At 54.2% G+C, this 24,746-nt stretch carries 21 protein-coding genes; 14 read left to right on the plus strand and 7 right to left on the minus strand.

Annotation, left to right across the window (positions count from 1 at the left end; genetic code table 11):
• Positions 1-6 precede the first annotated feature (6 nt).
• The 4 genes from accB to AOY24_RS14615 form a co-directional block, all read right to left on the minus strand.
• Positions 7-474, minus strand: a complete 468-nt coding sequence (gene accB / locus AOY24_RS14600) for an acetyl-CoA carboxylase biotin carboxyl carrier protein (RefSeq protein WP_042998342.1) — start codon at positions 472-474, stop codon at positions 7-9.
• 382 nt (positions 475-856) lie between these two features.
• Entirely contained in the window at positions 857-1,456 is a 600-nt protein-coding gene (msrQ, locus tag AOY24_RS14605; RefSeq protein ID WP_044255994.1) for a protein-methionine-sulfoxide reductase heme-binding subunit MsrQ, read from the minus strand.
• Positions 1,457-2,461, minus strand: a complete 1,005-nt coding sequence (gene msrP, locus AOY24_RS14610; RefSeq protein WP_054176877.1) for a protein-methionine-sulfoxide reductase catalytic subunit MsrP — start codon at positions 2,459-2,461, stop codon at positions 1,457-1,459. It abuts the gene before it with no gap.
• A 105-nt stretch (positions 2,462-2,566) separates the two neighbouring features.
• Positions 2,567-3,541 carry an MDR family oxidoreductase gene (locus AOY24_RS14615; protein ID WP_054176878.1) on the minus strand — a complete coding sequence of 325 codons (975 nt, stop codon included), beginning with the start codon at positions 3,539-3,541 and terminating at the stop codon, positions 2,567-2,569.
• A gap of 206 nt (positions 3,542-3,747) precedes the next feature.
• On the opposite strand from AOY24_RS14615, the gene csrD reads away from it, so the two are divergent.
• From csrD to tldD, 8 genes are all read left to right on the plus strand, one after another.
• Positions 3,748-5,688: an RNase E specificity factor CsrD gene (gene csrD, locus AOY24_RS14620; RefSeq protein WP_054176879.1), complete on the plus strand. Its 1,941-nt coding sequence runs from the start codon at positions 3,748-3,750 to the stop codon at positions 5,686-5,688.
• 308 nt (positions 5,689-5,996) lie between these two features.
• A complete protein-coding gene (gene mreB, locus AOY24_RS14625; protein WP_000913396.1) occupies positions 5,997-7,040 on the plus strand; it encodes a rod shape-determining protein MreB in 1,044 nt (347 codons plus the stop codon).
• Between the two features lie 63 nt (positions 7,041-7,103).
• Positions 7,104-8,132 (plus strand): rod shape-determining protein MreC, encoded by a 1,029-nt coding sequence (gene mreC / locus AOY24_RS14630; RefSeq protein ID WP_042998337.1) that lies wholly within the window; start codon positions 7,104-7,106, stop codon positions 8,130-8,132.
• On the plus strand, positions 8,132-8,620 hold the full coding sequence (gene mreD / locus AOY24_RS14635) for a rod shape-determining protein MreD (protein ID WP_042998336.1): 489 nt from the start codon (positions 8,132-8,134) through the stop codon (positions 8,618-8,620). The genes mreC and mreD overlap by 1 nt, the downstream gene beginning before the upstream one ends.
• Before the next feature lie 8 nt (positions 8,621-8,628).
• Positions 8,629-9,222 carry a nucleoside triphosphate pyrophosphatase gene (locus tag AOY24_RS14640; RefSeq protein WP_054176880.1) on the plus strand — a complete coding sequence of 198 codons (594 nt, stop codon included), beginning with the start codon at positions 8,629-8,631 and terminating at the stop codon, positions 9,220-9,222.
• Positions 9,212-10,681: a ribonuclease G gene (gene rng, locus AOY24_RS14645; RefSeq protein WP_042998334.1), complete on the plus strand. Its 1,470-nt coding sequence runs from the start codon at positions 9,212-9,214 to the stop codon at positions 10,679-10,681. Before AOY24_RS14640 ends, rng begins: the two co-directional genes overlap by 11 nt.
• Before the next feature lie 56 nt (positions 10,682-10,737).
• Entirely contained in the window at positions 10,738-14,538 is a 3,801-nt protein-coding gene (yhdP, locus tag AOY24_RS14650; protein WP_054176881.1) for an AsmA2 domain-containing protein YhdP, read from the plus strand.
• A 77-nt stretch (positions 14,539-14,615) separates the two neighbouring features.
• Entirely contained in the window at positions 14,616-16,061 is a 1,446-nt protein-coding gene (gene tldD / locus AOY24_RS14655; RefSeq protein ID WP_054176882.1) for a metalloprotease TldD, read from the plus strand.
• 91 nt (positions 16,062-16,152) lie between these two features.
• Here the strand turns inward: tldD and aaeR are convergent, their stop codons facing one another.
• A complete protein-coding gene (aaeR, locus tag AOY24_RS14660; RefSeq protein ID WP_042998331.1) occupies positions 16,153-17,082 on the minus strand; it encodes an HTH-type transcriptional activator AaeR in 930 nt (309 codons plus the stop codon).
• Between the two features lie 182 nt (positions 17,083-17,264).
• Between aaeR and aaeX the strand changes: the two genes are divergently transcribed.
• From aaeX to AOY24_RS14685, 5 genes are all read left to right on the plus strand, one after another.
• Positions 17,265-17,468 carry a p-hydroxybenzoic acid efflux pump operon protein AaeX gene (aaeX, locus tag AOY24_RS14665; protein ID WP_000051841.1) on the plus strand — a complete coding sequence of 68 codons (204 nt, stop codon included), beginning with the start codon at positions 17,265-17,267 and terminating at the stop codon, positions 17,466-17,468.
• A gap of 7 nt (positions 17,469-17,475) precedes the next feature.
• The gene (aaeA, locus tag AOY24_RS14670; RefSeq protein ID WP_042998330.1) at positions 17,476-18,408 is read left to right on the plus strand and encodes a p-hydroxybenzoic acid efflux pump subunit AaeA; all 933 of its coding nucleotides are present in this window, start codon (positions 17,476-17,478) and stop codon (positions 18,406-18,408) included.
• Positions 18,409-18,413: 5 nt separating this feature from the next.
• Positions 18,414-20,381: a p-hydroxybenzoic acid efflux pump subunit AaeB gene (gene aaeB / locus AOY24_RS14675; protein WP_054176883.1), complete on the plus strand. Its 1,968-nt coding sequence runs from the start codon at positions 18,414-18,416 to the stop codon at positions 20,379-20,381.
• 90 nt (positions 20,382-20,471) lie between these two features.
• Positions 20,472-21,920: an NAD-dependent succinate-semialdehyde dehydrogenase gene (locus tag AOY24_RS14680; RefSeq protein WP_054176884.1), complete on the plus strand. Its 1,449-nt coding sequence runs from the start codon at positions 20,472-20,474 to the stop codon at positions 21,918-21,920.
• A 29-nt stretch (positions 21,921-21,949) separates the two neighbouring features.
• Entirely contained in the window at positions 21,950-22,222 is a 273-nt protein-coding gene (locus AOY24_RS14685; protein ID WP_054176885.1) for a barstar family protein, read from the plus strand.
• A gap of 57 nt (positions 22,223-22,279) precedes the next feature.
• On the opposite strand, the gene yhcN is transcribed toward AOY24_RS14685, so the two are convergent.
• Both yhcN and argR read right to left on the minus strand, forming a co-directional pair.
• Positions 22,280-22,543: a peroxide/acid stress response protein YhcN gene (yhcN, locus tag AOY24_RS14690; protein WP_042998327.1), complete on the minus strand. Its 264-nt coding sequence runs from the start codon at positions 22,541-22,543 to the stop codon at positions 22,280-22,282.
• A 368-nt stretch (positions 22,544-22,911) separates the two neighbouring features.
• Positions 22,912-23,382 carry a transcriptional regulator ArgR gene (argR, locus tag AOY24_RS14695; protein WP_042324992.1) on the minus strand — a complete coding sequence of 157 codons (471 nt, stop codon included), beginning with the start codon at positions 23,380-23,382 and terminating at the stop codon, positions 22,912-22,914.
• 414 nt (positions 23,383-23,796) lie between these two features.
• Here argR and mdh point away from each other — a divergent pair, with 414 nt between their 5' ends.
• Positions 23,797-24,735: a malate dehydrogenase gene (mdh, locus tag AOY24_RS14700; RefSeq protein WP_042998326.1), complete on the plus strand. Its 939-nt coding sequence runs from the start codon at positions 23,797-23,799 to the stop codon at positions 24,733-24,735.
• The last annotated feature ends 11 nt before the right edge of the window (positions 24,736-24,746 follow it).

A 24,746-nucleotide genomic window follows, 5' to 3' on the forward strand; every position in this document is an offset into this window, starting at 1 on the left:
GCCTCGTTACTCGATGACGACCAGCGGCTCGTCAAATTCTACCGGTTGACCACTTTCGACCAGGATAGCTTTCACGGTACCTGATTTGTCCGCTTCGATCTGGTTCATCATTTTCATGGCTTCAACGATGCACAGGGTATCGCCTACATTGACTTTCTGACCCACTTCGATGAACGCTTTAGCGTCCGGGCTCGGGGTGCGGTAGAAAGTACCAACCATTGGGGAACGTACGATGTGACCACTGATTTCTGCTGCGGCGGCTGCCGGCGCTTCTGCTGCCGGAGCAACTGCGTTAGACAGAGCCGGTTGCTGCTGCATCATTGGTGCAGCGTAGGCTTGTTGCATCACCGGGAAGCTACCTGCTGGCGCTGCGCGGCTGATGCGTACAGACTCTTCGCCTTCAGAAATTTCCAGTTCGGAGATGCCTGATTCTTCAACCAGCTCGATCAGTTTTTTAATCTTACGAATATCCATGAGTGGGTTCCGTACTCTTTGTTTAGTGTGATTGTGACAGGCATTAAGCGCTGTCTGTAAAGCGTGAGTCCCGATGGCAAAACGGCTTGCGCCTGCCAGGACGCCGGTATATTCCGCCTCAACGATTCATGTGAGACTTGTCGGTTAACATGCAGCGATTTGCTGCAATCCTCCGGCAAAAAACAAAATATACCTTCAATGCTCGATTGTCACCTTTTCAGCGGTCTAAAAACGCTGTCCAGGGAGCCAAGGTCGCACATTATAATGATTTCGTAGCAATTGGCAGCTAAATACTGGTCTTATCAGGGAAGATAATCAACCGCTAACACACAAATAACATCCGAGTCTCTGCATTTTGTAACCGACTGCACAGTTCGCCGAACTAGCGCCACCACTGGCGGAACTTCTTGTAACGGCAGGCCAAAAGCAGCAGTGCGAGCAGAGCATAAATGATGGGTTGAGGTGACAAAATCTTCACCGACCACAGATAATGTATCGGCGCGAGGATCGCCAGCAGATAGACGAAGTTGTGCAAAAATTGCCAGCGCTTACCCAATTTTCGTTGTGCTGCCTGTGTTGATGTTAGCGTCAGCGCGAGCAGGATGAGCCAACTGATGATCCCAAGCGTTAAATACGGGCGCGTAATCAGTTCTCGTCCCAACAATCCGAGATTATGGATACCTAACTCCAGCAGCGCGTAACTGGTCAGATGCAGCGTAGCCCAGGCGAAACACCATAACCCCAGCAGACGACGGGTGCGTATCAATAATGGCTGTTTAGCGTAGCGTGCGAGCGGCGTGACCAGCAAGGCAGCGAGCAAAAATTTCAGAGCTGTCCTACCGGTAAAGTGCTGGATGTCCTTTACCGGATCGGCGCTGAGCCCGCCGTTGTTAATGGCCCAGAACAGCCAGAGAAATGGTAGCAATCCCGCCAGATGAAGCGCCACTTTCAGCCAGGTAATCTGCTTTGCACTCAGCCGCACTTAGAAATTCTCCCGCAAGTTCAGGCCGCGATACAGCGAGGCCACTTCATCGGCATAGCCGTTAAACAGTAGGGTGGGTTGCCGTTGGACATCCAGAATCCCGCCTGCGCCGATAAATCGTTCCGTTGCCTGCGACCAGCGCGGGTGATCAACATGCGGATTCACATTAGCGTAAAAACCGTACTCATCGGCAGCGGCAAGATTCCAGGTGGTGGGGGGCCGCTCGCGGGTCAGTTTAATGCTGACGATCGATTTAATGCCTTTAAAGCCATATTTCCACGGCACTGTCAGGCGTACAGGCGCGCCGTTTTGCGGCGGTAATGCTTTACCGTATACACCAACGGTCAGCAGCGCCAGGGGATGCATTGCCTCGTCCAGGCGCAGTCCTTCGACATAAGGATATTTCAAACCGCCGCCAATGAAGCGATCTTTTTGTCCCGGCATGTCGTCCGGCGCATAAAGCGTCTCGAACGCGACATATTTTGCATTGCTGGTGGGTTCGACGAGCGCCAGCAGCTTATGTAAAGGAAAGCCAATCCACGGCACCACCATCGACCAGGCTTCAACACAGCGCATCCGGTAAATCCTCTCCTCTAAAGGAAAGCGTGTGGTGAGCGCATCGTGATCCAGGGTTAATGGTTTAGCCACTTCACCACTGATTTTCAACGTCCAGGGATCGGTTTTCATGCTGCCCGCATTGGCGGCAGGATCGGCCTTATCCAGACCAAACTCGTAGAAGTTGTTGTAGCCAGTGACTTTATCTTCTGGCGTTAAAGGCAGCGTGTTTTGCCATGCGGCGGGTTTGCTGAATTCCAGCGGTTTGCCGGCGGGCGCGGGTGGACGATCGTTGCCTTTGAACCAGCTCAACAGATCCGCCTGCGCGGATATCGGCAGCGACAGCGTGGCAGCCCCGATCCCCAGCGCTTTCAGCACCTGGCGGCGATGCATAAAGAAAGCCGATTCGGCAGTGACATCGGCTTCTTTGAGTGGACGTAATTTCTTCATAACAGACTCCAGGCGTACATATAATGCGTAGTTACTATGGCAGGGAGTCTGTCAGTGCGCAGCGAAATTTCGTTAATTAAGTGTAAATTTCTACGGCGTTTGTGTTTACTTCACTTTAACCAGCGTACGGCCTTGTACCTGGTTATTAATGATGGCATCGGCGAACTTCGGCGCCTCAGCCAGCGAAATTTCCGTTGCTGCCTGTGCATAGAATGATTCCGGTAAGTCATTCACCAGACGCTGCCAGGCCTGAGCACGGCGCGCCGGTGGTGTCATCACAGAATCCACCCCTTGCAGACGAACGTTGCGCAAAATAAACGGCATCACTGTCGTTGGCAGGGCAAAACCGCCCGCCAGACCACAGGCGGCGACACAGCCCCCGTAGTTCATTTGCGCAAGCACTTTCGCCAGCACTTTATCACCCACGGTATCAATTGCCCCGGCCCACAGTTGTTTTTCCAGTGGACGGGCTTCGGCGAACTCATCACGACCCAGAATACGGCTTGCGCCCAACTGGCGGAGATAATCATGGGTGCTTTCACGTCCGGACACCGCAACAACCTGATAGCCCAGTTTATGCAGCAGCGCGACCGCGGTACTGCCGACACCGCCGCTGGCGCCGGTGACCACGATTTCACCGTCTTGCGGACGAATGCCCGCCTCTTCAAGCGCCATCACGCACAGCATGGCAGTAAACCCGGCAGTGCCGATCACCATCGCTTTACGGCTGTCCAGCCCTTTTGGCAGCGCAACCAGCCAGTCCGCTTTCACGCGTGCCTGTTCTGCCAGGCCACCCCAATGATTTTCGCCAACGCCCCAACCGGTCAGCAACACGTCCTGCCCCGCATGAAAACGAGGATCTTCGCTGGTCCGAACGGTGCCAGCGAAATCAATGCCAGGAATCATCGGAAAGTTGCGGATGATTTTTCCTTTTCCGGTGATGGCGAGCGCATCTTTATAGTTCAGACTGGACCAGTGGACATCCACTGTGACATCGCCTTCCGGCAGCCGACTTTCTTCAAGAGTCTGCACGGAAGCAAGGGTTTTACCGTCCTGCTGTTCTAAGATCAAAGCCTGCATAACCTGTCCTCAATTCTGCATGGTGGATTGGAAAATGACGTCTGAAGACTATACTCGCTAATTGAAACGTGAATCCGATGCAACGCAATAAATTGCCAGATACACCTGATTTGGTAGTATGCACTCACTCTTTGCGCAACCGGACGAATTTTGCGTTTGGTTAAGCAGTTTCGTGTCGCAATTCAACCGTCGGAGTTAACTCAAGGATGCGATTAACGACGAAATTCTCAGCTTTTGTCACGCTGCTCACCGGGTTAACGATCTTTGTCACCCTGATCGGCTGCTCGCTGAGCTTTTACAACGCCATCCAGTACAAGATGGCCCATCGTGTCCAGGCGGTGGCGACAGCCATTGACACGCATCTTGTTTCACGCGATTTCAAACAGTTAACATCGCAAATTGACGAACTGATGGTGTCTGCCGACGTCGTACGCGTCGATCTGCTGCAGGGTGAAAAGGTCATTTATAGCCAAACCCGTAACAGTAGCTATCGCCCGGTTGGCACCAGTAATCTCTTTCGCGAGCTCTCGGTTCCACTGATGAAGCACCCGGGAATGACGATGGATCTGGTCTATCAGGATCCGATGGGCAACTATTTTCATTCACTGATGACGACGGCACCGCTCACGCTGGCCATTGGTTTTATTGTACTGATGCTGTTTCTGTCGGTACGTTGGTTACAGCGTCAACTTTCCGGTCAGGAACTGCTGGAGATACGTTCGACGCGCATTTTGAATGGAGAACGGGGAGCCAGTGTACGGGGTACGGTCTATGAATGGCCGGCGCGCACCAGTAGCGCGCTGGATATGCTGTTGTCCGAAATCCAGAGCGCCCAGGAGCAGCGGAGCCGTCTCGATACGCTGATTCGCTCTTACGCCGCGCAGGACACCAAAACCGGCCTCAGCAATCGGCTCTTTTTTGACAACCAACTGGCGACGTTGCTGGACGATCAGGAGAAGATCGGCGCGCATGGCGTGGTGATGATGATTCGCCTGCCGGACTTTAACCTGTTGCGCGACAGTTGGGGGCGTAACCTCGCCGAAGAAGAACTGTTTAGTCTGATCAATTTATTGTCCACTTTTATGATGCGTTTTCCGGGGTCGCTACTGGCGCGCTACCATCGCAGCGACTTTGCCGTTTTACTGCCGCACCGCACTTTGAAAGAGGCGGAAAGCGTAGCCGGACAACTTTTAAAAGCAGTCGATGCACTTCCGACTAATAAAATGCTCGATCGTGACGATATGGTACATATCGGCATTTGCGCCTGGCGTAGCGGGCAGTCGACGGAACAGGTGATGGAACATGCAGAGGCGGCGACCCGCAATGCTGTGTTGCAGGGCGGAAATAGCTGGGCGGTGTATGACGACTCGTTGCCGGAAAAAGGGCGTGGCAACGTGCGCTGGCGAACGCTGATTGAGCAGATGCTCAGCCGCGGCGGCCCGCGAATTTATCAGAAACCGGCCGTCACCCGGGACGGACATGTGCATCATCGGGAACTGATGTGCCGCATCTTTGATGGTAATGAAGAGGTCAGCACGGCGGAATACATGCCGATGGTGTTACAGTTCGGTTTATCAGAAGAGTATGACCGCTTACAAATAAGCCGCGTCATCCCGCTGCTAAACTACTGGCCGGAAGAGAATCTGGCGATGCAGGTGACGGTAGAGTCGCTGATTCGTCCACGTTTTCAGCGTTGGTTACGCGATACCTTGATGCAGTGTGAAAAATCGCAACGAAAACGCATAATTATTGAACTTGCGGAGGCGGATGTAGGTCAACACATCAGCCGGTTGCAGCCCGTTATCCGCTTAGTGAATGCATTAGGCGTTCGGGTTGCCGTCACGCAGGCGGGTTTAACGCTGGTGAGTACCAGCTGGATTAAGGAACTCAATGTGGAATTGATCAAGCTCCATCCGAGTCTGGTCAGGAACATTGAGAAGCGAACGGAAAACCAGTTGCTGGTTCAAAGCCTGGTGGAGGCGTGCTCAGGCACCAGCACCCAGGTTTACGCAACGGGTGTACGTTCGCGCGGTGAGTGGCAGACGCTGACAGCGCGTGGTGTTTCCGGTGGACAGGGGGATTTTTTTGCTGCCTCCCAGCCGCTGGATACCAATGTGAAAAAATATTCTCAAAGATACTCGGTTTAACCTGCCGTTTGTTCAGTTTTCACGTAGAATAACGCGCGCTGTGCCTTCATGGGGGTGTGCTTGTCTGCTCGCCATTTTGTAACAGCACATATGCAGGTGAATGACCTTAAACCGGTTGCAAATGAGGGCGAGGATTGCTGCTGAAGTGCTCAGCCCTGAGGGACTCAGGTAGAGATTTGTAACAAAGGAAACGAACTGCACTAATTTTCACCGTAGCAGATGATTTTTGCGCCTTGTCGCTGCTGCGTGTGGTTGGTAAAGTAAGCGGATTTTGTTTTCCGCCCCAGCTTTCAGGATTATCCCTTAGTATGTTGAAAAAATTTCGTGGCATGTTTTCCAATGACTTGTCCATTGACCTGGGTACCGCGAATACCCTCATTTATGTAAAAGGACAAGGCATCGTATTGAATGAGCCTTCCGTTGTGGCCATTCGTCAGGATCGTGCCGGTTCACCGAAAAGCGTGGCTGCAGTAGGTCATGATGCGAAGCAGATGCTGGGTCGTACGCCGGGCAACATTGCTGCTATTCGCCCAATGAAAGACGGCGTTATTGCCGATTTCTTCGTGACTGAAAAAATGCTCCAGCACTTCATCAAGCAAGTGCACAGCAACAGCTTTATGCGTCCAAGCCCGCGTGTGCTGGTGTGCGTACCGGTTGGTGCCACTCAGGTTGAGCGTCGTGCTATTCGTGAATCCGCACAGGGCGCTGGCGCCCGCGAAGTCTTCCTGATTGAAGAGCCGATGGCGGCGGCAATCGGTGCGGGTCTGCCCGTTTCTGAGGCAACCGGCTCGATGGTTGTGGACATCGGTGGCGGTACGACGGAAGTCGCCGTTATCTCCCTGAACGGTGTGGTCTATTCTTCTTCTGTTCGTATCGGCGGCGATCGCTTCGATGAAGCCATCATTAATTATGTGCGCCGTAACTACGGTTCTCTGATCGGTGAAGCCACCGCAGAGCGTATCAAGCATGAAATTGGTTCTGCCTATCCGGGCGACGAAGTGCGCGAAATCGAAGTGCGCGGTCGTAACCTGGCAGAAGGTGTTCCTCGCGGCTTCACCCTGAACTCTAACGAGATTCTGGAAGCCCTGCAGGAGCCGCTGACCGGTATCGTTAGCGCGGTGATGGTTGCACTGGAACAGTGCCCGCCGGAACTGGCGTCTGATATCTCCGAGCGCGGAATGGTGCTCACTGGTGGTGGCGCGCTGTTGCGTAACCTTGATCGTCTGTTAATGGAAGAAACCGGTATTCCAGTTGTTGTCGCTGAAGACCCGCTGACCTGTGTGGCGCGTGGCGGCGGCAAAGCGCTGGAAATGATCGACATGCACGGCGGCGACCTGTTCAGCGAAGAGTAATCGGGTGCCGGCAGGAGAGCATTATGCTGTCCTGCCGACTCTGATACGAGAATACGCAAACTTATGAAGCCAATTTTTAGCCGTGGCCCCTCGCTACAGATTCGCCTTATTCTGGCGGTGTTGGTGGCGCTCGGCGTTATTATTGCCGACAGCCGCCTGGGTACGTTCAGTCAGATCCGTACCTACATGGATACCGCCGTCAGTCCTTTCTACTTTATTTCCAATGGTCCCCGTGAACTGCTTGATGGCGTCTCGCAAACGCTCGCCTCACGCGACCAGCTTGAGCTTGAAAACCGGGCGCTGCGTCAGGAACTGCTGCTGAAAAACAGTGAACTGTTGATGCTGGGGCAGTACAAACAGGAGAACGCGCGCCTGCGCGAGCTGCTGGGTTCGCCGCTGCGTCAGGATGAACAAAAGATGGTGACGCAGGTCATCTCCACGGTTAACGATCCCTACAGCGACCAGGTGGTTATCGACAAAGGCAGCGTGAACGGCGTTTACGAAGGCCAACCGGTAATCAGCGACAAAGGCGTTGTCGGTCAGGTCGTCGCGGTGGCGAAGCTGACCAGCCGCGTCCTGCTGATTTGTGATGCCACGCATGCCTTACCCATTCAGGTGTTGCGCAACGACATCCGGGTGATCGCGGCCGGTAACGGCTGCACCGACGATCTGCAACTCGAACACCTGCCAGCCAATACCGATATTCGCGTTGGCGATGTGCTGGTTACGTCTGGTCTGGGCGGTCGTTTCCCGGAAGGCTATCCGGTTGGCGTGGTCTCTTCCGTTAAGCTGGATACTCAACGTGCTTACACCGTGATTCAGGCGCGTCCTACTGCGGGCTTACAGCGTCTGCGCTATCTGCTGTTGCTGTGGGGGGCCGACCGTAACGGCGCCAACCCGATGACGCCGGAAGATGTGCATCGCGTGGCGAATGAACGTCTGATGCAGATGATGCCGCAAGTGTTGCCGTCTCCGGACATGATGGGGCCGCCGTCGCCCGTGCCTGCGCCAGCAACCGGTATCACGTCATCACCTGCCGCTCCGCCAGCGGGTGCGACGCCGCCTCCAGCGCGTGCGCCGGGAGGCCAGTAGTGGCAAGCTATCGTAGCCAGGGTCGCTGGGTTATCTGGCTCTCGTTCTTTATCGCTCTGTTATTGCAAGTGATGCCCTGGCCGGATGAGATCATTGTCTTTCGGCCAAACTGGGTGCTGCTTATTTTACTCTACTGGATCCTCGCCCTGCCGCATCGCGTCAATGTGGGCACAGGTTTCGTGATGGGTGCCATACTGGATCTCATTAGTGGTTCCACGCTTGGCGTGCGGGCATTGTCGATGAGCATCATCGCTTACCTGGTTGCGCTGAAATTTCAGCTCTTTCGCAATCTGGCGCTCTGGCAGCAGGCACTGGTGGTGATGTTGCTTTCGCTGGTGGTGGATATTATTGTTTTCTGGTCAGAGTTTTTAGTGATCAACGTCTCTTTCAGACCTGAAGTGTTCTGGAGTAGTGTAGTCAACGGAGTGCTCTGGCCGTGGCTTTTCTTGCTGATGCGTAAAGTCCGCCAGCAATTTGCAGTGCAATAAAGGTTTCTATGACATCTCTATACTTAGCTTCCGGTTCGCCGCGTCGTCAGGAACTGCTCACGCAGTTAGGCGTTTCTTTCGAACGTATAGTTACGGGAATCGAAGAAACGCGTGGCGAGGGGGAAAGCGCACAGCAATATGTGTCGCGTCTGGCGCGAGAAAAAGCCCAGGCCGGCGTGGCGCAGACGCCGCGCGATCTCCCTGTTCTGGGGGCGGATACCATCGTTATCCTCAATGGGGAAGTGTTAGAGAAGCCACGTGACGTACACCTTGCGGCGCTGATGTTGCGCAAATTGTCCGGGCAAACGCATCAGGTGATGACGGCCGTTGCGCTGGCGGATAGCCAGTATGTGCTTGACTGCCTGGTGATAACCGAGGTGACGTTCAGAGCGTTGACGGATGCGGATATCGCTGACTATATCGCCAGCGGTGAACCGATGGATAAAGCAGGTGCATACGGTATTCAGGGGCAGGGTGGCTGTTTTGTCAGGAAGATAAATGGCAGCTATCACGCCGTAGTCGGCTTACCGCTGGTTGAAACGTATGAGTTGCTGAGCAATTTTAACTCACTGCGTGAGAAAAGGGATACACATGACGGCTGAATTGTTGGTAAACGTAACGCCATCGGAAACACGCGTGGCGTACATTGATGGCGGTATTCTGCAAGAAATTCATATTGAGCGCGAAGCGCGACGCGGGATCGTAGGCAATATCTACAAAGGTCGGGTCAGTCGCGTACTTCCGGGTATGCAGGCGGCTTTTGTAGATATTGGGCTGGATAAAGCCGCGTTTCTTCACGCTTCCGACATTATGCCGCACACCGAATGCGTGGCGGGTGAAGAGCAGAAGCAGTTTACTGTTCGCGATATTTCGGAGCTGGTGCGTCAGGGGCAAGATCTGATGGTGCAGGTGGTGAAAGATCCGTTGGGCACCAAAGGCGCGCGTCTGACCACCGACATCACTTTACCGTCTCGTTATCTGGTCTTTATGCCCGGCGCCTCGCACGTGGGTGTGTCTCAGCGTATCGAAAGTGAAGCCGAGCGTGAGCGCCTGAAGAAAGTGGTCGCTGAGTACTGCGACGAGCAGGGGGGATTTATCATCCGCACTGCGGCGGAAGGCGTTTGTGAAGACGATCTGGCGTCAGACGCCGCGTACCTCAAGCGCGTCTGGACCAAAGTAATGGAGCGCAAAAAGCGCCCGCAGACGCGTTACCAGATGTATGGCGAGCTGGCGCTGGCGCAGCGTGTACTGCGTGATTTTGCTGACGCACAGTTAGACCGCATTCGCGTGGATTCCCGTCTGACCTATGAAGCCCTGCTGGAGTTTACTGCGGAATACATCCCGGAAATGACCAGCAAGCTGGAGCATTACAGCGGACGCCAGCCGATTTTCGATCTCTTTGACGTTGAGAATGAAATCCAGCGAGCGCTGGAGCGCAAAGTGGAACTGAAATCCGGCGGCTATCTGATTATCGATCAAACTGAAGCGATGACCACCGTCGATATCAATACCGGCGCGTTTGTCGGCCATCGTAATCTTGATGACACCATCTTCAACACTAATATTGAAGCGACCCAGGCGATTGCCCGTCAGCTGCGACTGCGTAATCTCGGCGGTATCATTATTATCGATTTTATCGACATGAATAATGAGGATCACCGTCGCCGGGTTCTGCATTCGCTTGAGCAGGCACTGAGTAAAGATCGGGTGAAAACCAGCATTAACGGTTTTTCGCAGTTGGGTCTGGTGGAGATGACGCGCAAGCGCACGCGTGAGAGTGTGGAGCATGTGCTGTGCAACGAATGTCCGACCTGTCACGGACGCGGCACGGTGAAGACGGTGGAAACTGTCTGCTATGAGATCATGCGTGAGATCGTTCGCGTGCACCACGCCTACGACTCCGACCGCTTCCTGGTCTATGCTTCTCCGGCAGTAGCGGAAACCCTGAAAGGGGAAGAGTCGCACGCGCTGGCGGAAGTTGAGATTTTTGTCGGCAAACAGGTGAAAGTACAAATTGAACCGCTCTATAACCAGGAGCAGTTTGACGTCGTAATGATGTAAACCGATACGGTGCCGCGTGACGGGCGGCGCATTTTCAGGCAGACAAGGAGAGACGCGTGAGGCGATTGCCGGGGATATTATTGCTCACTGGAGCCGCGCTCGTCGTTGTCGTAGCGCTGTTGGTCAGTGGTTTGCGCCTGGCATTACCGCATCTCGACAGTTGGCGTCCGACGATCCTCAGCAAAATTGAGTCTGCGACGGGGCTGCCGGTCAAGGCCAGCCAGATCTCCGCCAACTGGCAAAATTTTGGTCCCACTCTCGAAGCACGTGATATCCGCGCGGAACTGAAAGACGGCGGCGAATTTTCGGTAAAACGCGTTACCCTGGCGCTGGATGTCTGGCAAAGTTTGCTGCACATGCGCTGGCAATTTCGCGATCTCACCTTCTGGCAACTGAATTTCCGTACCAACACGCCGATTGAACGCAGCGAAAGCGGTGACGGTCTGGAAGCCAGCCGAATCAACGATCTTTTCCTGCGCCAGTTCGATCACTTCGATCTCCGCGACAGTCAAATCAGCTTTCTGACGCTCTCCGGTCAGCGCGCCGAACTGGCGATTCCGCAACTGACCTGGGTTAATGGTAAAAACCGCCACCGCGCGGAAGGACAAGTCAGCCTCTCCAGTCTGACCGGTCAGCACGGCGTCATGCAGGTGCGCATGGATCTGCGTGATGATGAAGGGTTGCTGAATAATGGTCGGGTCTGGTTGCAGGCCGACGATATCGACGTGAAGCCGTGGCTGGGAAAATGGATGCAGGATAACGTGGCGCTGGAGACCGCGCGCTTTAGCCTCGAAGGTTGGATGACCATCAGCAAAGGTGAGATCGCTGGTGGCGATGTCTGGCTGAAACAGGGGGGCGCGAGCTGGAAAGGCGACAATAACCTCCATACGCTCTCTGTCGACAATCTGACGGCGCATATCAGTCGTGAACAGCCGGGCTGGCAGTTTTCTATTCCCGATACTCGCATCACAATGGACGGCAAGGCCTGGCCGCGCGGTGCGCTACAGCTCGCCTGGATCCCCGAGCAGGAAGTCGGTGGCGCAGACGGAAAACGCAGTGACGAACTGCGCATCCGCGCCAGCCATCTGGAGTTGACCGGGCTTGAGGGGCTACGCCCGATGGTGTCGAAGCTTTCGCCCGAGCTGGGTGACATCTGGCTTGCCACCCAACCGAGCGGAAATATCGATACCCTGGCGCTGGATATCCCGCTTCAGGCCACGGAAAAGACGCGTTTTCAGGCCTCATGGCGCGATCTGGCGTGGAAACAGTGGAAGCTGTTGCCAGGGGCAGAGCACTTCTCCGGAACGCTCTCCGGGAGTGTGGAAAATGGCGCGCTGACCGCGTCGATGAAACAGGCCAAAATGCCCTACGAAACGGTCTTCCGTGCGCCATTAGAAATTGAAGACGGCGTTGCCACGCTGAACTGGCTAAAGAATGACAACGGTTTTCAGCTGGACGGACGTAATATTGATGTGAAAGCGAAAGCGGTCCATGCGCGTGGCGGCTTCCGCTATCTACAGCCGACAGGCGATGACCCCTGGCTGGGGATTCTGGCGGGTATCAGCACTGATGACGGCTCTCAGGCCTGGCGTTACTTCCCGGAAAATCTGATGGGCAAGGCGCTGGTGGACTATCTCAGCGGTGCGATTCAGGGTGGAGAAGCGGAAAACGCGACGCTGGTGTATGGCGGTAATCCGCATTTGTTCCCGTACAAGCACAACGAAGGCCAGTTTGAAGTGCTGGTCCCATTACGCAATGCGAAATTTGCCTTTCAGCCGGACTGGCCTGCGCTGACCGACCTGAATATCGAGCTGGATTTCCTGAATGACGGCCTGTGGATGAAAACCGATGGCGTCAATTTAGGCGGCGTGAAGGCCACGAACCTGACGGCGATCATCCCGGACTACGCCAAAGAGAAGTTGCTGATTGATGCTGATATTCAGGGGCCAGGCAAGGCGGTAGGACCGTATTTTGACGACACGCCGTTGAAGGATTCGCTGGGTGCCACGCTTGAGCAACTGCAGATCGACGGCGATGTGAATGCTCGCTTACATCTGGATATCCCGCTGGACGGCGAATTAGTTACCGCAAAAGGCGATGTGTCGCTGCGCGATAATAGCCTGTTCATCAAACCGCTCGACAGCACCCTGAAAAACCTCAGCGGCAAATTCAGCTTTACCAATGGCAACCTGAAAAGCGAGCCGATGACGGCGAACTGGTTTAATCAGCCAGTGAACGTTGATTTCGCCACCACGGAAGGGACGAAAGCCTATCAGGTTGCGGTGAATCTTAACGGTAACTGGCAGCCCGCTCGTACTGGCGTTCTGCCATCACAAATTAATGACGCGCTCAGCGGCAGTCTGACGTGGGACGGTAAAGTGGGTATCGACCTGCCGTATCATTCCGGCACGACCTACAACGTTGAGCTGAACGGCGATCTCAGGAATGTGAGCAGTCACTTACCTTCTCCGCTGGATAAAAGCGCGGGTGAGGCATTACCCGTTAAAATTAAAGCAACGGGCGACCTGCGCAGCTTTACGCTGACCGGTAGCGCCGGACAGGAAAATCATTTTAACAGCCGCTGGCTGTTAAATCAGAAGCTGACGCTGGATCGCGCGATCTGGACGGCGGAAAGCCGGACGCCGCCGCCTTTGCCTGAACGCGAAGGCATTGAGCTGAATCTGCCCGCGATGGATGGCGCACAATGGCTGGCCCTGTTCCAGAAAGGTGCGGCGGACAACGTTGGTGCCAACGCGAACTTCCCGCAACACATTACGCTGCGCACCCCAGCGTTAACGCTGGGCGGACAACAGTGGAACAACCTGAGCCTCGTGTCTGAACCGGCATCGAATGGCACTAAAGTCGAGGCGCAGGGGCGTGAGATCAACGCAACGCTGGCAATGCGCAATAACGCACCGTGGCTGGCAAATATCAAATACCTCTATTACAACCCCACCGTGGCCAAAACGGATAACAGCGACACGCCGGCATCGGCATTTGCATCCGTAGAACGCGTTAGTTTCCGTGGCTGGCCTGACGTCCAGTTACGCTGTGAAGAGTGCTGGATGTGGGGACAGAAATACGGACGCATCGATGCGGATGTGGCCATTCAGGGTGACACTCTGAACCTGAGTAACGGTCTGCTGGACACCGGTTTCACCAGGCTGACGGCGGACGGACAGTGGGTTAACACCCCTGGCAGCGAGCGTACCTCTTTAAAAGGAAAACTGCGGGGTAACAAAATTGACGCCGCGGCAGGGTTCTTTGGCGTCTCTACACCGATTCGCAACGCGTCGTTCAACGTGGATTACGATCTGCACTGGCGCAATCCGCCGTGGAAGCCGGAGGAAGCCTCGCTGAACGGCATTATCCGCACCCGTCTGGGTAAAGGGGAGATCACCGAGCTAAGCACCGGGCACGCGGGACAGTTGCTGCGCTTGCTGAGCTTTGACGCGCTGCTGCGTAAACTACGCTTCGATTTTAGCGATACCTTCAATGAAGGTTTTTACTTCGACTCCATTCGCAGCACTGCCTGGATCAAAGACGGCATATTGCATACGGACGACACGCTGGTAGACGGGCTGGAAGCGGATATCGCCATGAAAGGGTCGGTCAACCTGGTGCGCCGCGAGCTGGATATTGAAGCGGTGGTGGCACCGGAAATCTCCGCCACGGTGGGGGTAGCCGCCGCGTTTGCGGTGAACCCGATCGTTGGTGCGGCAGTCTTTGCCGCCAGTAAAGTGCTAGGACCGCTATGGAGTAAAGTCTCGATTCTGCGCTATCGGATCACCGGTCCGGTCGACAAACCACAAATCAACGAAGTCCTGCGCCAGCCGCGGAAAGAAAATTCGCAATGATTTGACGGGGGCAAGGAATTGCCCCACTCTCAGTACATAGATCCTCTATCTGCAGTCATTAACGAGTAGCAATAACGATGAGTCTGAACCTGGTAAGTGAACAATTGCTAGCGGCGAACGGCCTGAAACATCAGGATCTGTTTGCCATTCTGGGCCAACTGGCCGAACGTCGTCTTGATTACGGCGATCTCTATTTTCAGTCGAGCTATCACGAATCCTGGGTTTTAGAAGACCGCATCATTAAAGATGGTTCTTACAATATCGATCAGGGCGTTGGTGTTCGCGCAGTGAGCGGTGAAAAAACCGGGTTTGCCTATGCTGACCAGATCAGTCTGCAGGCGCTGGAACAGAGTGCGCGCGCCGCGCGTACCATCGTGCGTGACAATGGCGACGGGAAAGTGAAGACCCTCGGTGCCGTTGAGTATCCTGCGCTGTACACCTCTGTCGATCCGCTGCAAAGCATGAGCCGTGAAGAGAAGCTCGATATCCTGCGCCGCGTCGATAAAGTTGCCCGTGAAGCGGATAAACGCGTGCAGGAAGTGTCGGCCAACCTGACCGGCGTGTATGAATTGATCCTCGTTGCCGCTACTGACGGGACACTGGCCGCCGATGTGCGTCCGCTGGTGCGCCTGTCGGTCAGCGTACAGGTGGAAGAAGACGGTAAACGTGAGCGCGGCGCCAGCGGTGGCGGTGGGCGTTTTGGCTACGATTATTTCCTCGCCGATCTGGATGGCGACGTCCGCGCCGACGCGTGGGCGAAAGAGGCCGTACGCATGGCGCTGGTGAACCTGTCTGCGGTTGCCGCGCCTGCCGGGACGCTGCCCGTTGTGTTGGGGGCTGGCTGGCCTGGCGTACTGCTGCACGAAGCGGTGGGACATGGCCTGGAAGGGGACTTTAACCGTCGCGGCACATCGGTATTCAGCGGTCATATGGGCGAACTGGTCGCCTCTGAACTGTGCACCGTGGTGGACGATGGGACGATGGCGGAGCGCCGGGGGTCGGTGGCCATTGACGACGAAGGCACGCCGGGTCAATACAATGTATTGATCGAAAACGGCATTTTGAAAGGTTACATGCAGGACAAACTGAATGCGCGGCTGATGGGCGTTGCGCCGACCGGAAACGGTCGCCGCGAGTCTTACGCGCATCTGCCGATGCCGCGTATGACCAACACCTATATGCTGCCGGGTAAATCCACGCCGCAGGAGATCATTGAGTCCGTAGAGTACGGGATCTATGCGCCAAACTTTGGCGGCGGTCAGGTGGATATCACCTCCGGTAAGTTCGTCTTCTCTACCTCAGAGGCGTATCTGATTGAGAACGGCAAAGTGACGAAGCCGGTGAAAGGGGCCACGTTGATTGGTTCGGGTATCGAAGCGATGCAGCAGATTTCGATGGTCGGTAACGACCTGAAGCTGGATAACGGCGTCGGCGTCTGTGGCAAAGAAGGCCAGAGCCTGCCGGTGGGTGTGGGTCAACCGACGCTGAAAGTGGATAACCTGACGGTCGGCGGCACCGCCTGACTGTCAGTTGCCGGATAGTGGTTTACGCCTGTCCGGTCAACAACTGATGCTCCCATAGGCCCGGTAAGCGGCAGCGCCACCGGGCAATTTCTCACTTTTCTTTTCCCCGACCATACATTCCCTGAAAAATCTGTGCCACGTCGACGAAATAGTCGGTCAAATAGTTAATCACTACCTGTACTTTCAGCGGCAGTTTGTCTTTTTCGGTATACAGTGCATAGACCGGACGCGGATCGGACTGGTAGCGCGGCAGTAAGATCTCAAGTTCGCCCCGGTTGATCTCATTGATCACCCACATCAGCGGGACGTAGGCAACCCCTGCGCCGGCGGTCAGCCAGCGGCTGAGGGTCATTGGATCGTTGGTCACAAAGCGTCCCTGTGGGATCAGTCGCGTGGAGATCCCTTCCGGGGCGATCAGCTCAAACTCATTATCCGGACGCACGCTGTATTCCAGCCAGGAGTGGTTGGTGAGATCGGCCGGTTTTTCCGGTGTCCCATACTGTGCGAGATAGCGTTTCGCCGCGCATAACACCATCGGCATTGCACCCAGGCGACGGGAAAACAGGCTTGAATCCTGGAGGGCACCCACGCGGATAACCACATCCAGACCGTCGGCAATCAGGTCGGGGGCCGGAATACCGGTGACCAGATTGACCGTCAGGCCAGGGTGCTCTTTGAGCATTTTAGCGGTGATCCCCGCGAGGACATTTTGTGCCATGGTTGAAGAACAACCAATGCGCAGCGTACCAATCGGCGTGTTGTTAAAGGCATAAAGCTGCTCGTGAACATCCTGCACTTCATGCAGCATACGCCGACAGCCCTGATAATAAATTTTCCCGGCTTCAGTCAAGCCAATGCTACGCGTGCTGCGGTTCAGCAGCTTGACCTGCAGCTCATCTTCCAGTTTTGCTACCGTCTGGCTAATCGACGAAACACTCATTTGTAGCTGTCTGGCAGCGGCGGTGAAGGAACCAAATTCCACCACTTTCGCGAACACCGACATGCGCTTTAATCGTTCCATTATTCACTCTGGCTTAAAAGTGATTTAGATCACATATTATAGATAACAGCATAACAGTTACGGTAATATATTATTATTCAAATAAAGGCTATGTCGCTCTCGCCTGGCTTTCCTTGCCCTTCTCCGCGTCGACATTTGCTGAAAACTGTATCGCCTGCACTCTCTACAATATCAAGGTCAATATGAGTCTGTTTCCCGTTATCGTGGTGTTTGGTCTGTCCTTCCCACCGATATTCTTTGAATTGCTTCTGTCACTGGCGATTTTCTGGCTGGTGCGCCGGGTGCTTGTGCCTACGGGCATCTATGATTTTGTCTGGCATCCGGCTCTGTTTAATACTGCGCTGTATTGCTGTCTCTTTTACTTGATATCGCGCCTGTTCGTTTGAGGTTGAAGTGAAAACACTAACAAGAAAAATCTCCCGTACGGCCATTACCCTCGTACTGGTCATCCTGGCATTCATCGCTATTTTCCGCGCCTGGGTCTATTACACTGAATCACCGTGGACGCGTGATGCCCGATTCAGCGCAGACGTGGTTGCCATCGCGCCGGACGTTGCCGGACTCATCACTGCCGTTAAGGTGCATGATAATCAACTGGTGAAGAAAGATCAGGTGCTGTTCACCATCGATCAACCGCGCTACCAAAAAGCGCTGGAAGAGGCCGAAGCCGACGTCGCCTATTATCAGGTGCTGGCGCAAGAGAAACGCCAGGAAGCCGGACGTCGTAACCGTCTTGGCGTCCAGGCGATGTCCCGTGAAGAGATTGATCAGGCCAATAACGTTCTGCAAACCGTATTACATCAGCTTGCTAAAGCGCAGGCGACTCGCGACCTCGCCAGGTTAGATCTCGAACGTACCGTTATTCGCGCGCCTGCGGATGGTTGGGTGACTAACCTGAACGTCTATACCGGTGAGTTTATTACCCGAGGCTCTACCGCCGTGGCGCTGGTGAAACAGAACTCCTTCTATGTGCTGGCCTATATGGAAGAGACCAAGCTGGAGGGCGTCCGTCCGGGCTATCGCGCAGAAATTACCCCGTTGGGTAGCAATAAGGTATTAAAAGGGAGAGTCGATAGCATCGCGGCAGGGGTCACCAATGCCAGCAGTACCCGCGACGATAAAGGCATGGCGACGATCGATTCCAATCTGGAATGGGTACGCCTGGCGCAGCGCGTTCCGGTGCGTATCCAGCTTGACGATCAGCAGGAAAATCTGTGGCCTGCCGGCACCACGGCGACTGTCGTGATCACCGGCAAGCAGGATCGTGACGAAAATAATGATTCGTTCTTCCGTAAAATGGCGCACCGTCTGCGCGAATTTGGTTAATCGCGATGGGCATTTTTTCCATCGCCAACCAGCACATTCGCTTTGCGGTCAAACTGGCCTGCGCGATTGTCTTGGCGCTGTTTGTTGGCTTTCACTTTCAGCTTGAAACACCACGCTGGGCGGTGCTGACGGCGGCGATTGTCGCGGCGGGTCCGGCCTTTGCCGCCGGCGGCGAACCGTATTCTGGCGCGATTCGTTATCGCGGGATGTTGCGCATTGTCGGCACCTTTATTGGTTGTATTGCGGCACTGGTGATCATCATTGCGATGATCCGCGCACCTTTGCTGATGATTCTGGTGTGCTGTATCTGGGCGGGGTTTTGTACGTGGATCTCTTCGCTGGTGCGCGTTGAGAACTCCTATGCATGGGGGTTATCGGGTTACACCGCGCTGATTATTGTCATCACTATTCAAACCGAACCGCTGCTTACGCCACAGTTTGCCGTAGAACGCTGTAGCGAGATTGTCATCGGGATTGTCTGCGCCATTATCGCAGATCTGCTCTTTTCTCCGCGATCGATCAAGCAAGAGGTCGATCGTGAGCTGGATAGCCTGCTGGTGGCGCAGTACCAACTGATGCAGTTGTGCATTAAACATGGCGATAGCGAAGAAGTGGACAAAGCCTGGGGCGATCTGGTACGTCGGGCCACGGCGCTGGAAGGAATGCGCAGCAACCTGAACATGGAATCCTCCCGCTGGGCGCGGGCGAATCGCCGCCTGAAGGCGATCAATACCCTGTCGCTGACCATGATTACGCAATCTTGCGAAACCTATCTGATCCAGAACACGCGTCCTGAGCTGATCACCGATACCTTCCGCGAGTTTTTCGCCATGCCGGTTGAAACCGCGCAGGATGTGCATAAGCAGCTTAAGCGCCTGCGCCGGGTGATTGCCTGGACCGGTGAGCGTGAAACGCCCGTCACGCTATATACCTGGGCTGGGGCGGCAACGCGCTATCTGCTGCTGAAGCGTGGCGTGATCAGCAATACCAAAATCAGCGCCACGGAAGAGGAGGTGTTGCAGGGAGAACCGGTGGTGAAAGTCGAGTCCGCGGAACGTCACCATGCCATGGTGAACTTCTGGCGCACCACGCTCTCTTGTGTGCTGGGAACGCTGTTCTGGCTGTGGACAGGCTGGACTTCCGGTAACGGCGCAATGGTGATGATTGCGGTGGTGACTTCGCTGGCGATGCGTCTGCCGAACCCACGCATGGTCGCTATCGACTTTATCTACGGTACGCTTGCCGCGCTGCCGTTGGGGGCGCTCTATTTTCTGGTGATCCTCCCCAATACCCAACAGAGCATGCTGTTGCTTTGTCTGAGCCTCGCGGTGCTGGGATTCTTTTTGGGGATCGAAGTACAGAAGCGGCGTCTGGGGTCGATGGGCGCGCTGGCCAGTACCATTAACATTATCGTGTTGGATAACCCGATGACCTTCCACTTCAGCCAGTTCCTGGACAGTGCGTTAGGGCAGATTGTGGGCTGCGTACTGGCCTTTCTGGTCATTGTGATTGTGCGCGATAATTCTCGCGATCGTACGGGTCGTGTGCTGCTCAACCAGTTTGTTTCTGCGGCGGTGTCAGCGATGACCACCAACGTGGTACGACGCAAAGAGAACCATCTTCCCGCGCTTTATCAGCAGCTGTTTCTGTTGATGAATAAATTCCCGGGGGATTTGCCGAAGTTCCGTCTGGCGCTGACCATGATCATTGCGCACCAGCGTCTGCGGGATGCGCCGATTCCGGTCAACGACGATCTCTCCGCGTTCCACCAGCAGTTGCGTCGTACGGCGGATCATGTCATTTCAGCCGTGAATGACGACAAGCGTCGACGCTACTTTGGTCAGCTACTGGATGAGCTGGACGTGTATCAGGAAAAGCTGCGAGTCTGGGAAGCGCCCCCGCAGGTCATTGAACCGGTGAAACGACTGACCGGTATGTTGCACAAGTACCAGCATGCGCTAACCGACAGCTAACCCTCAGAAACCGATGCCAAAAGCGTCGGTTTTTTTATGGCTATACTTATTCGATGTGCGCAATGCAGGACATCAGAAGGAGAAAACACCATGCAAACGCTTCAGGACAACGAACTTTTTCAGACGGGATATCTGGTTGATGGGCAGTGGAAAACGCTTGATACCACCTTTGATGTGATCAATCCGGCGACCGGCGACGCGATCGCGAAGGTGGCGAAAGCAGGAAAACAGCAGACCGAGGAGGCGATTGCCGCGGCCAGTAAGGCATTTCCTGCCTGGCGGGCAAAAACGGCAAAAGAGCGCTCGGCAATTCTGTACCGTTGGTATGAATTGATCATCGAAAACAAAAGCTGGCTGGGACGGTTGATGACCACCGAACAGGGGAAACCGCTAAAAGAAGCCGAAGGTGAGGTCGAATACGCTGCCAGCTTTATCCAATGGTTTGCCGAGCAGGCGAAGCGTGCCAATGGCGAAATCATCCCGCCGATCAAACCCGGCTCTCGCATTCTGGCGACCCGCGAACCGATTGGCGTCGTGGCGGCAATCACGCCGTGGAATTTCCCGATGGCGATGTTGACCCGTAAGCTCGGCCCGGCGCTGGCGGCGGGCTGTACCGGGGTGATAAAACCGGCCAATAACACACCACTGAGTGCCTTTGCGCTGCTTACGCTGGCGAAGAAAGCGGGGGTCCCTGATGGCGTGCTCAATGCCGTAGCGGGCAATACACCGGAAATCAGCGATGCCATCATGGCAAGCCATGCGGTGCGCAAAATTTCGTTCACCGGTTCAACGGCTGTCGGCAAAACGCTGGTGCGTAACGCAGCGGAAACCATGAAAAAAGTGTCGATGGAACTCGGTGGCAATGCTCCCTATATCGTGTTTGACGATGCGGACATCGATGCGGCGGTAAAAGGCGCTATTGCCAATAAGTTCCGTAATGCCGGGCAGGTTTGTGTCAGCGTGAACCGTTTTTATATCCAGGAGAGTGTCTACGACGAATTCACCCGCAAACTGGCTGATGCGGTTCAGGCATTGCAGGTGGGGAATGGCCTGGATGACGGCGTCGTCGTCGGGCCGCTGATCGAACCGTCTGCGGTCGATAAAGTGCGTGAGCATGTGGAAGATGCCGTTGCGAAAGGAGCCAAAGTGCTGGCGGGCGGGAAAGCGCACACACTCTGCGGTAACTTCTGGCAACCAACGGTATTGGGTGAATGTCGTGATGACATGAAACTGGCGAGCGAAGAGACGTTTGGACCGGTTGCCGCTTGCTTCCGCTTTACCCGAGAAGAAGAGGTAATTGAGCGCGCGAACAACACGCCGTTTGGCCTGGCCGCTTACTTCTATACGCAAAACCTACAACGGGTGTTCCGCGTCTCTCAGGCTATTGAGAGCGGTATGATCGGGATAAACGAATGTGCGGTTTCCACCGAGTTGGGACCGTTTGGCGGGGTGAAAGAGTCCGGGCTGGGACGTGAAGGATCGGTTCTGGGGTTAGACGAATTTCTGGAAGTGAAAACCCTGCATATTGGCGGCCTGTAGTCAGACCGATATCGGGAAGGTGGCGATAGATGAATATCTATACATTTGATTTTGATGAAATTGAGGATCAGGACGACTTTTATCGTGAGTTTGCGCGAATGTTTGGCCTGGCCAAAGAGAAAGTAAGCGATCTCGACTCTCTGTGGGACATCATCATGAGTGAAGCGCTGCCGTTACCGCTGGAGATCGAGTTTGTACATCTACCCGAGAAATCACGCCGGCGTTATGGCGCACTGATTTTGTTGTTTGATGAAGTAGAAGAAGAACTGGAAGGTCAGTTGCGTTTTAATGTTCGTCATTGAGAGATAAAAAAGCCCCCGACAGTCGGGGGCAAGGTCGTCGGACTAGACGACGAGGGTTTATTTGTACAATTCGGCAGTGGCATGCCAGGTGTCACCGCTACGGGCTTCGGTGATCTGATACGCTGATGCGCCTTTTTCCTGGGCTTTCTTGTTCAGCATTTCATGCATGTCCATTGGGCTGGAGCCGATTGCACTTACGGAGACAGAGCCAATCGCTTCGCGATTTTGTGCTTGTTCTGCGTTGATAGAATCTGCGGCGAATGCGCCGAATGAAAGAACAGAGAGAACGCTTAACGCAGCAACAGTTGTTTTGATTTTCATGATAAGTACCTCGTCGAATTTATTATTTGGGGGTCTTCGTTTCGTGACCCTCATCACAAAATCAAGTATACACTAATCACGTGATAAATTAATACCACGCTAATGGTTTCAGCGATGCGTAAGTAATGAAAATTTATTTTTTTATGCCTGTCTGGAATTAAAAAGTGATGGTTTTTTGTTTATATCTAATAAAATCATATGGATATGAAATTTTGCGATTTGTGCGGTTTTGCATGAGCATATTCACTGCTTGAATGATTTTGGGCAGATAAACGCACTATTTGCTAAATAACAGGCAGATAAAATAACGGGAAGTGAACGTTAAAGCAGGGTTTTACCCCGCCGCCTCAGACGACGGGGTGAGAGGGTCAGAGCTCTTGTTCGAACAGCTCCAGAATGGCTTCGTAGAGATCTTTTACCGTAAAGCCATTAGCCGGGGTGGTAAAGATGGTGTCATCCCCGGCGATGGTGCCCAGAATGCCTTCAGCTTTACCCAGCGAGTCCAGCAGGCGTGCGATCAACTGCGCCGCGCCAGGACTTGTGTGGATCACCACCACTGCATCGTTAAAATCGATATCAAGAACCAGGTTTTTCAGTGGGCTGGAGGTGGTGGGTACGCCCAGTTCAGCCGGGAGGCAGTACACCATCTCCATTTTCGCATTGCGGGTACGGACTGCCCCAAACTTTGTCAGCATGCGTGACACTTTGGACTGGTTGATGTTATCAAAGCCTTGATCCTGCAATGCGAGGACAATTTCGCCCTGAGAGCTGAATTTTTCTTCTTTAAGTAGCGCTTTAAACGCTTTAACTAATTCTTCTTGCTTAGCTGAGCTTCGCATAAGTCACCCGTAGTATGAGAGTGGAAACAACATTATTATGCATACAGATGAATTTTTATGCAAATAGTCTGCCCAAGTGAAGGCTGAAATAATGTTATGAAAGAGCGGAATTTTATCAAATATTGTTATCAAGAAACATGCCTGTGTCACGCCTCGCAAATAAGCTTAAAAGTAAATTAATTGTTATCAAATTGATGTTGTTTTGGGCTGGTAGTAGGGTATATTGTCACCACCTGTTGGAAAGTTGCTCTACTGCACAGACAGCTTCGGATTACGTCAATTAAATGCATAAAAGCTAAATTCGCGTGACAACACAGAATTGAATACGGGTGATTGTATTCATCGAATTTGTGGTTTAACGTCGCCGCCGCGGAGCAACAAACACTAGTTTATCAATATAATAAGGAGTTTAGGATGAAAGTCGCAGTCCTCGGCGCTGCCGGCGGTATCGGCCAGGCGCTTGCACTACTGTTAAAAACCCAACTGCCTTCAGGTTCAGAACTCTCCCTGTACGACATCGCTCCAGTGACTCCCGGTGTGGCTGTAGATCTTAGCCATATCCCAACTGCTGTGAAAATCAAAGGCTTCTCCGGTGAAGACGCGACCCCTGCACTGCATGGTGCGGACGTGGTGCTGATCTCCGCAGGTGTAGCGCGTAAACCGGGTATGGATCGTTCCGACCTGTTTAACGTCAATGCGGGCATCGTGAAGAACCTGGTACAGCAGATCGCGACGACCTGTCCGAAAGCCTGCATCGGTATCATCACCAACCCGGTGAACACCACCGTCGCTATTGCAGCAGAAGTACTGAAAAAAGCGGGCGTTTACGACAAAAATAAACTGTTTGGCGTAACCACGCTGGATATCATCCGCTCCAACACCTTTGTGGCGGAACTGAAAGGTAAACTGCCGACTGAAGTTGAAGTTCCGGTTATCGGCGGACACTCTGGCGTGACCATTCTGCCACTGCTGTCGCAGATCCCGGGCGTGAGCTTCACTGACCAGGAAGTCGCTGACCTGACCAAGCGTATTCAGAACGCAGGTACCGAAGTGGTTGAAGCGAAGGCGGGTGGCGGATCGGCAACCCTGTCTATGGGCCAGGCGGCCGCTCGTTTCGGTCTTTCTCTGGTGCGCGCACTGCAGGGCGAAAAAGGCGTTGTTGAATGTGCCTACGTTGAAGGTGACGGTCAGTACGCACGTTTCTTCTCGCAGCCGCTGCTGCTGGGTAAAAACGGCGTCGAAGAGCGTCAGTCTATCGGCAAACTGAGCGCATTCGAGCAGAATGCGCTGGAAGGTATGCTGGATACCCTGAAGAAAGATATTCAACTGGGTGAAGAGTTCGTTAACAAGTAAGCGAACCGCGA

Source organism: Citrobacter sp. CtB7.12, from assembly GCF_001297795.1.
Classification (GTDB): domain Bacteria; phylum Pseudomonadota; class Gammaproteobacteria; order Enterobacterales; family Enterobacteriaceae; genus Citrobacter_A; species Citrobacter_A amalonaticus.

Coding starts and splice junctions, on each gene's coding strand:
- AOY24_RS14615 (WP_054176878.1), bottom strand. CDS start 3,541: ATGCAGGCTTTGATCTTAGAACAGCAGGACGGTAAAACCCTTGCTTCC.
- aaeB (WP_054176883.1), top strand. CDS start 18,414: ATGGGCATTTTTTCCATCGCCAACCAGCACATTCGCTTTGCGGTCAAA.
- mreB (WP_000913396.1), top strand. CDS start 5,997: ATGTTGAAAAAATTTCGTGGCATGTTTTCCAATGACTTGTCCATTGAC.
- csrD (WP_054176879.1), top strand. CDS start 3,748: ATGCGATTAACGACGAAATTCTCAGCTTTTGTCACGCTGCTCACCGGG.
- mdh (WP_042998326.1), top strand. CDS start 23,797: ATGAAAGTCGCAGTCCTCGGCGCTGCCGGCGGTATCGGCCAGGCGCTT.
- msrP (WP_054176877.1), bottom strand. CDS start 2,461: ATGAAGAAATTACGTCCACTCAAAGAAGCCGATGTCACTGCCGAATCG.
- yhcN (WP_042998327.1), bottom strand. CDS start 22,543: ATGAAAATCAAAACAACTGTTGCTGCGTTAAGCGTTCTCTCTGTTCTT.
- AOY24_RS14680 (WP_054176884.1), top strand. CDS start 20,472: ATGCAAACGCTTCAGGACAACGAACTTTTTCAGACGGGATATCTGGTT.
- AOY24_RS14640 (WP_054176880.1), top strand. CDS start 8,629: ATGACATCTCTATACTTAGCTTCCGGTTCGCCGCGTCGTCAGGAACTG.
- aaeX (WP_000051841.1), top strand. CDS start 17,265: ATGAGTCTGTTTCCCGTTATCGTGGTGTTTGGTCTGTCCTTCCCACCG.
- mreC (WP_042998337.1), top strand. CDS start 7,104: ATGAAGCCAATTTTTAGCCGTGGCCCCTCGCTACAGATTCGCCTTATT.
- AOY24_RS14685 (WP_054176885.1), top strand. CDS start 21,950: ATGAATATCTATACATTTGATTTTGATGAAATTGAGGATCAGGACGAC.
- tldD (WP_054176882.1), top strand. CDS start 14,616: ATGAGTCTGAACCTGGTAAGTGAACAATTGCTAGCGGCGAACGGCCTG.
- argR (WP_042324992.1), bottom strand. CDS start 23,382: ATGCGAAGCTCAGCTAAGCAAGAAGAATTAGTTAAAGCGTTTAAAGCG.
- rng (WP_042998334.1), top strand. CDS start 9,212: ATGACGGCTGAATTGTTGGTAAACGTAACGCCATCGGAAACACGCGTG.
- accB (WP_042998342.1), bottom strand. CDS start 474: ATGGATATTCGTAAGATTAAAAAACTGATCGAGCTGGTTGAAGAATCA.
- aaeR (WP_042998331.1), bottom strand. CDS start 17,082: ATGGAACGATTAAAGCGCATGTCGGTGTTCGCGAAAGTGGTGGAATTT.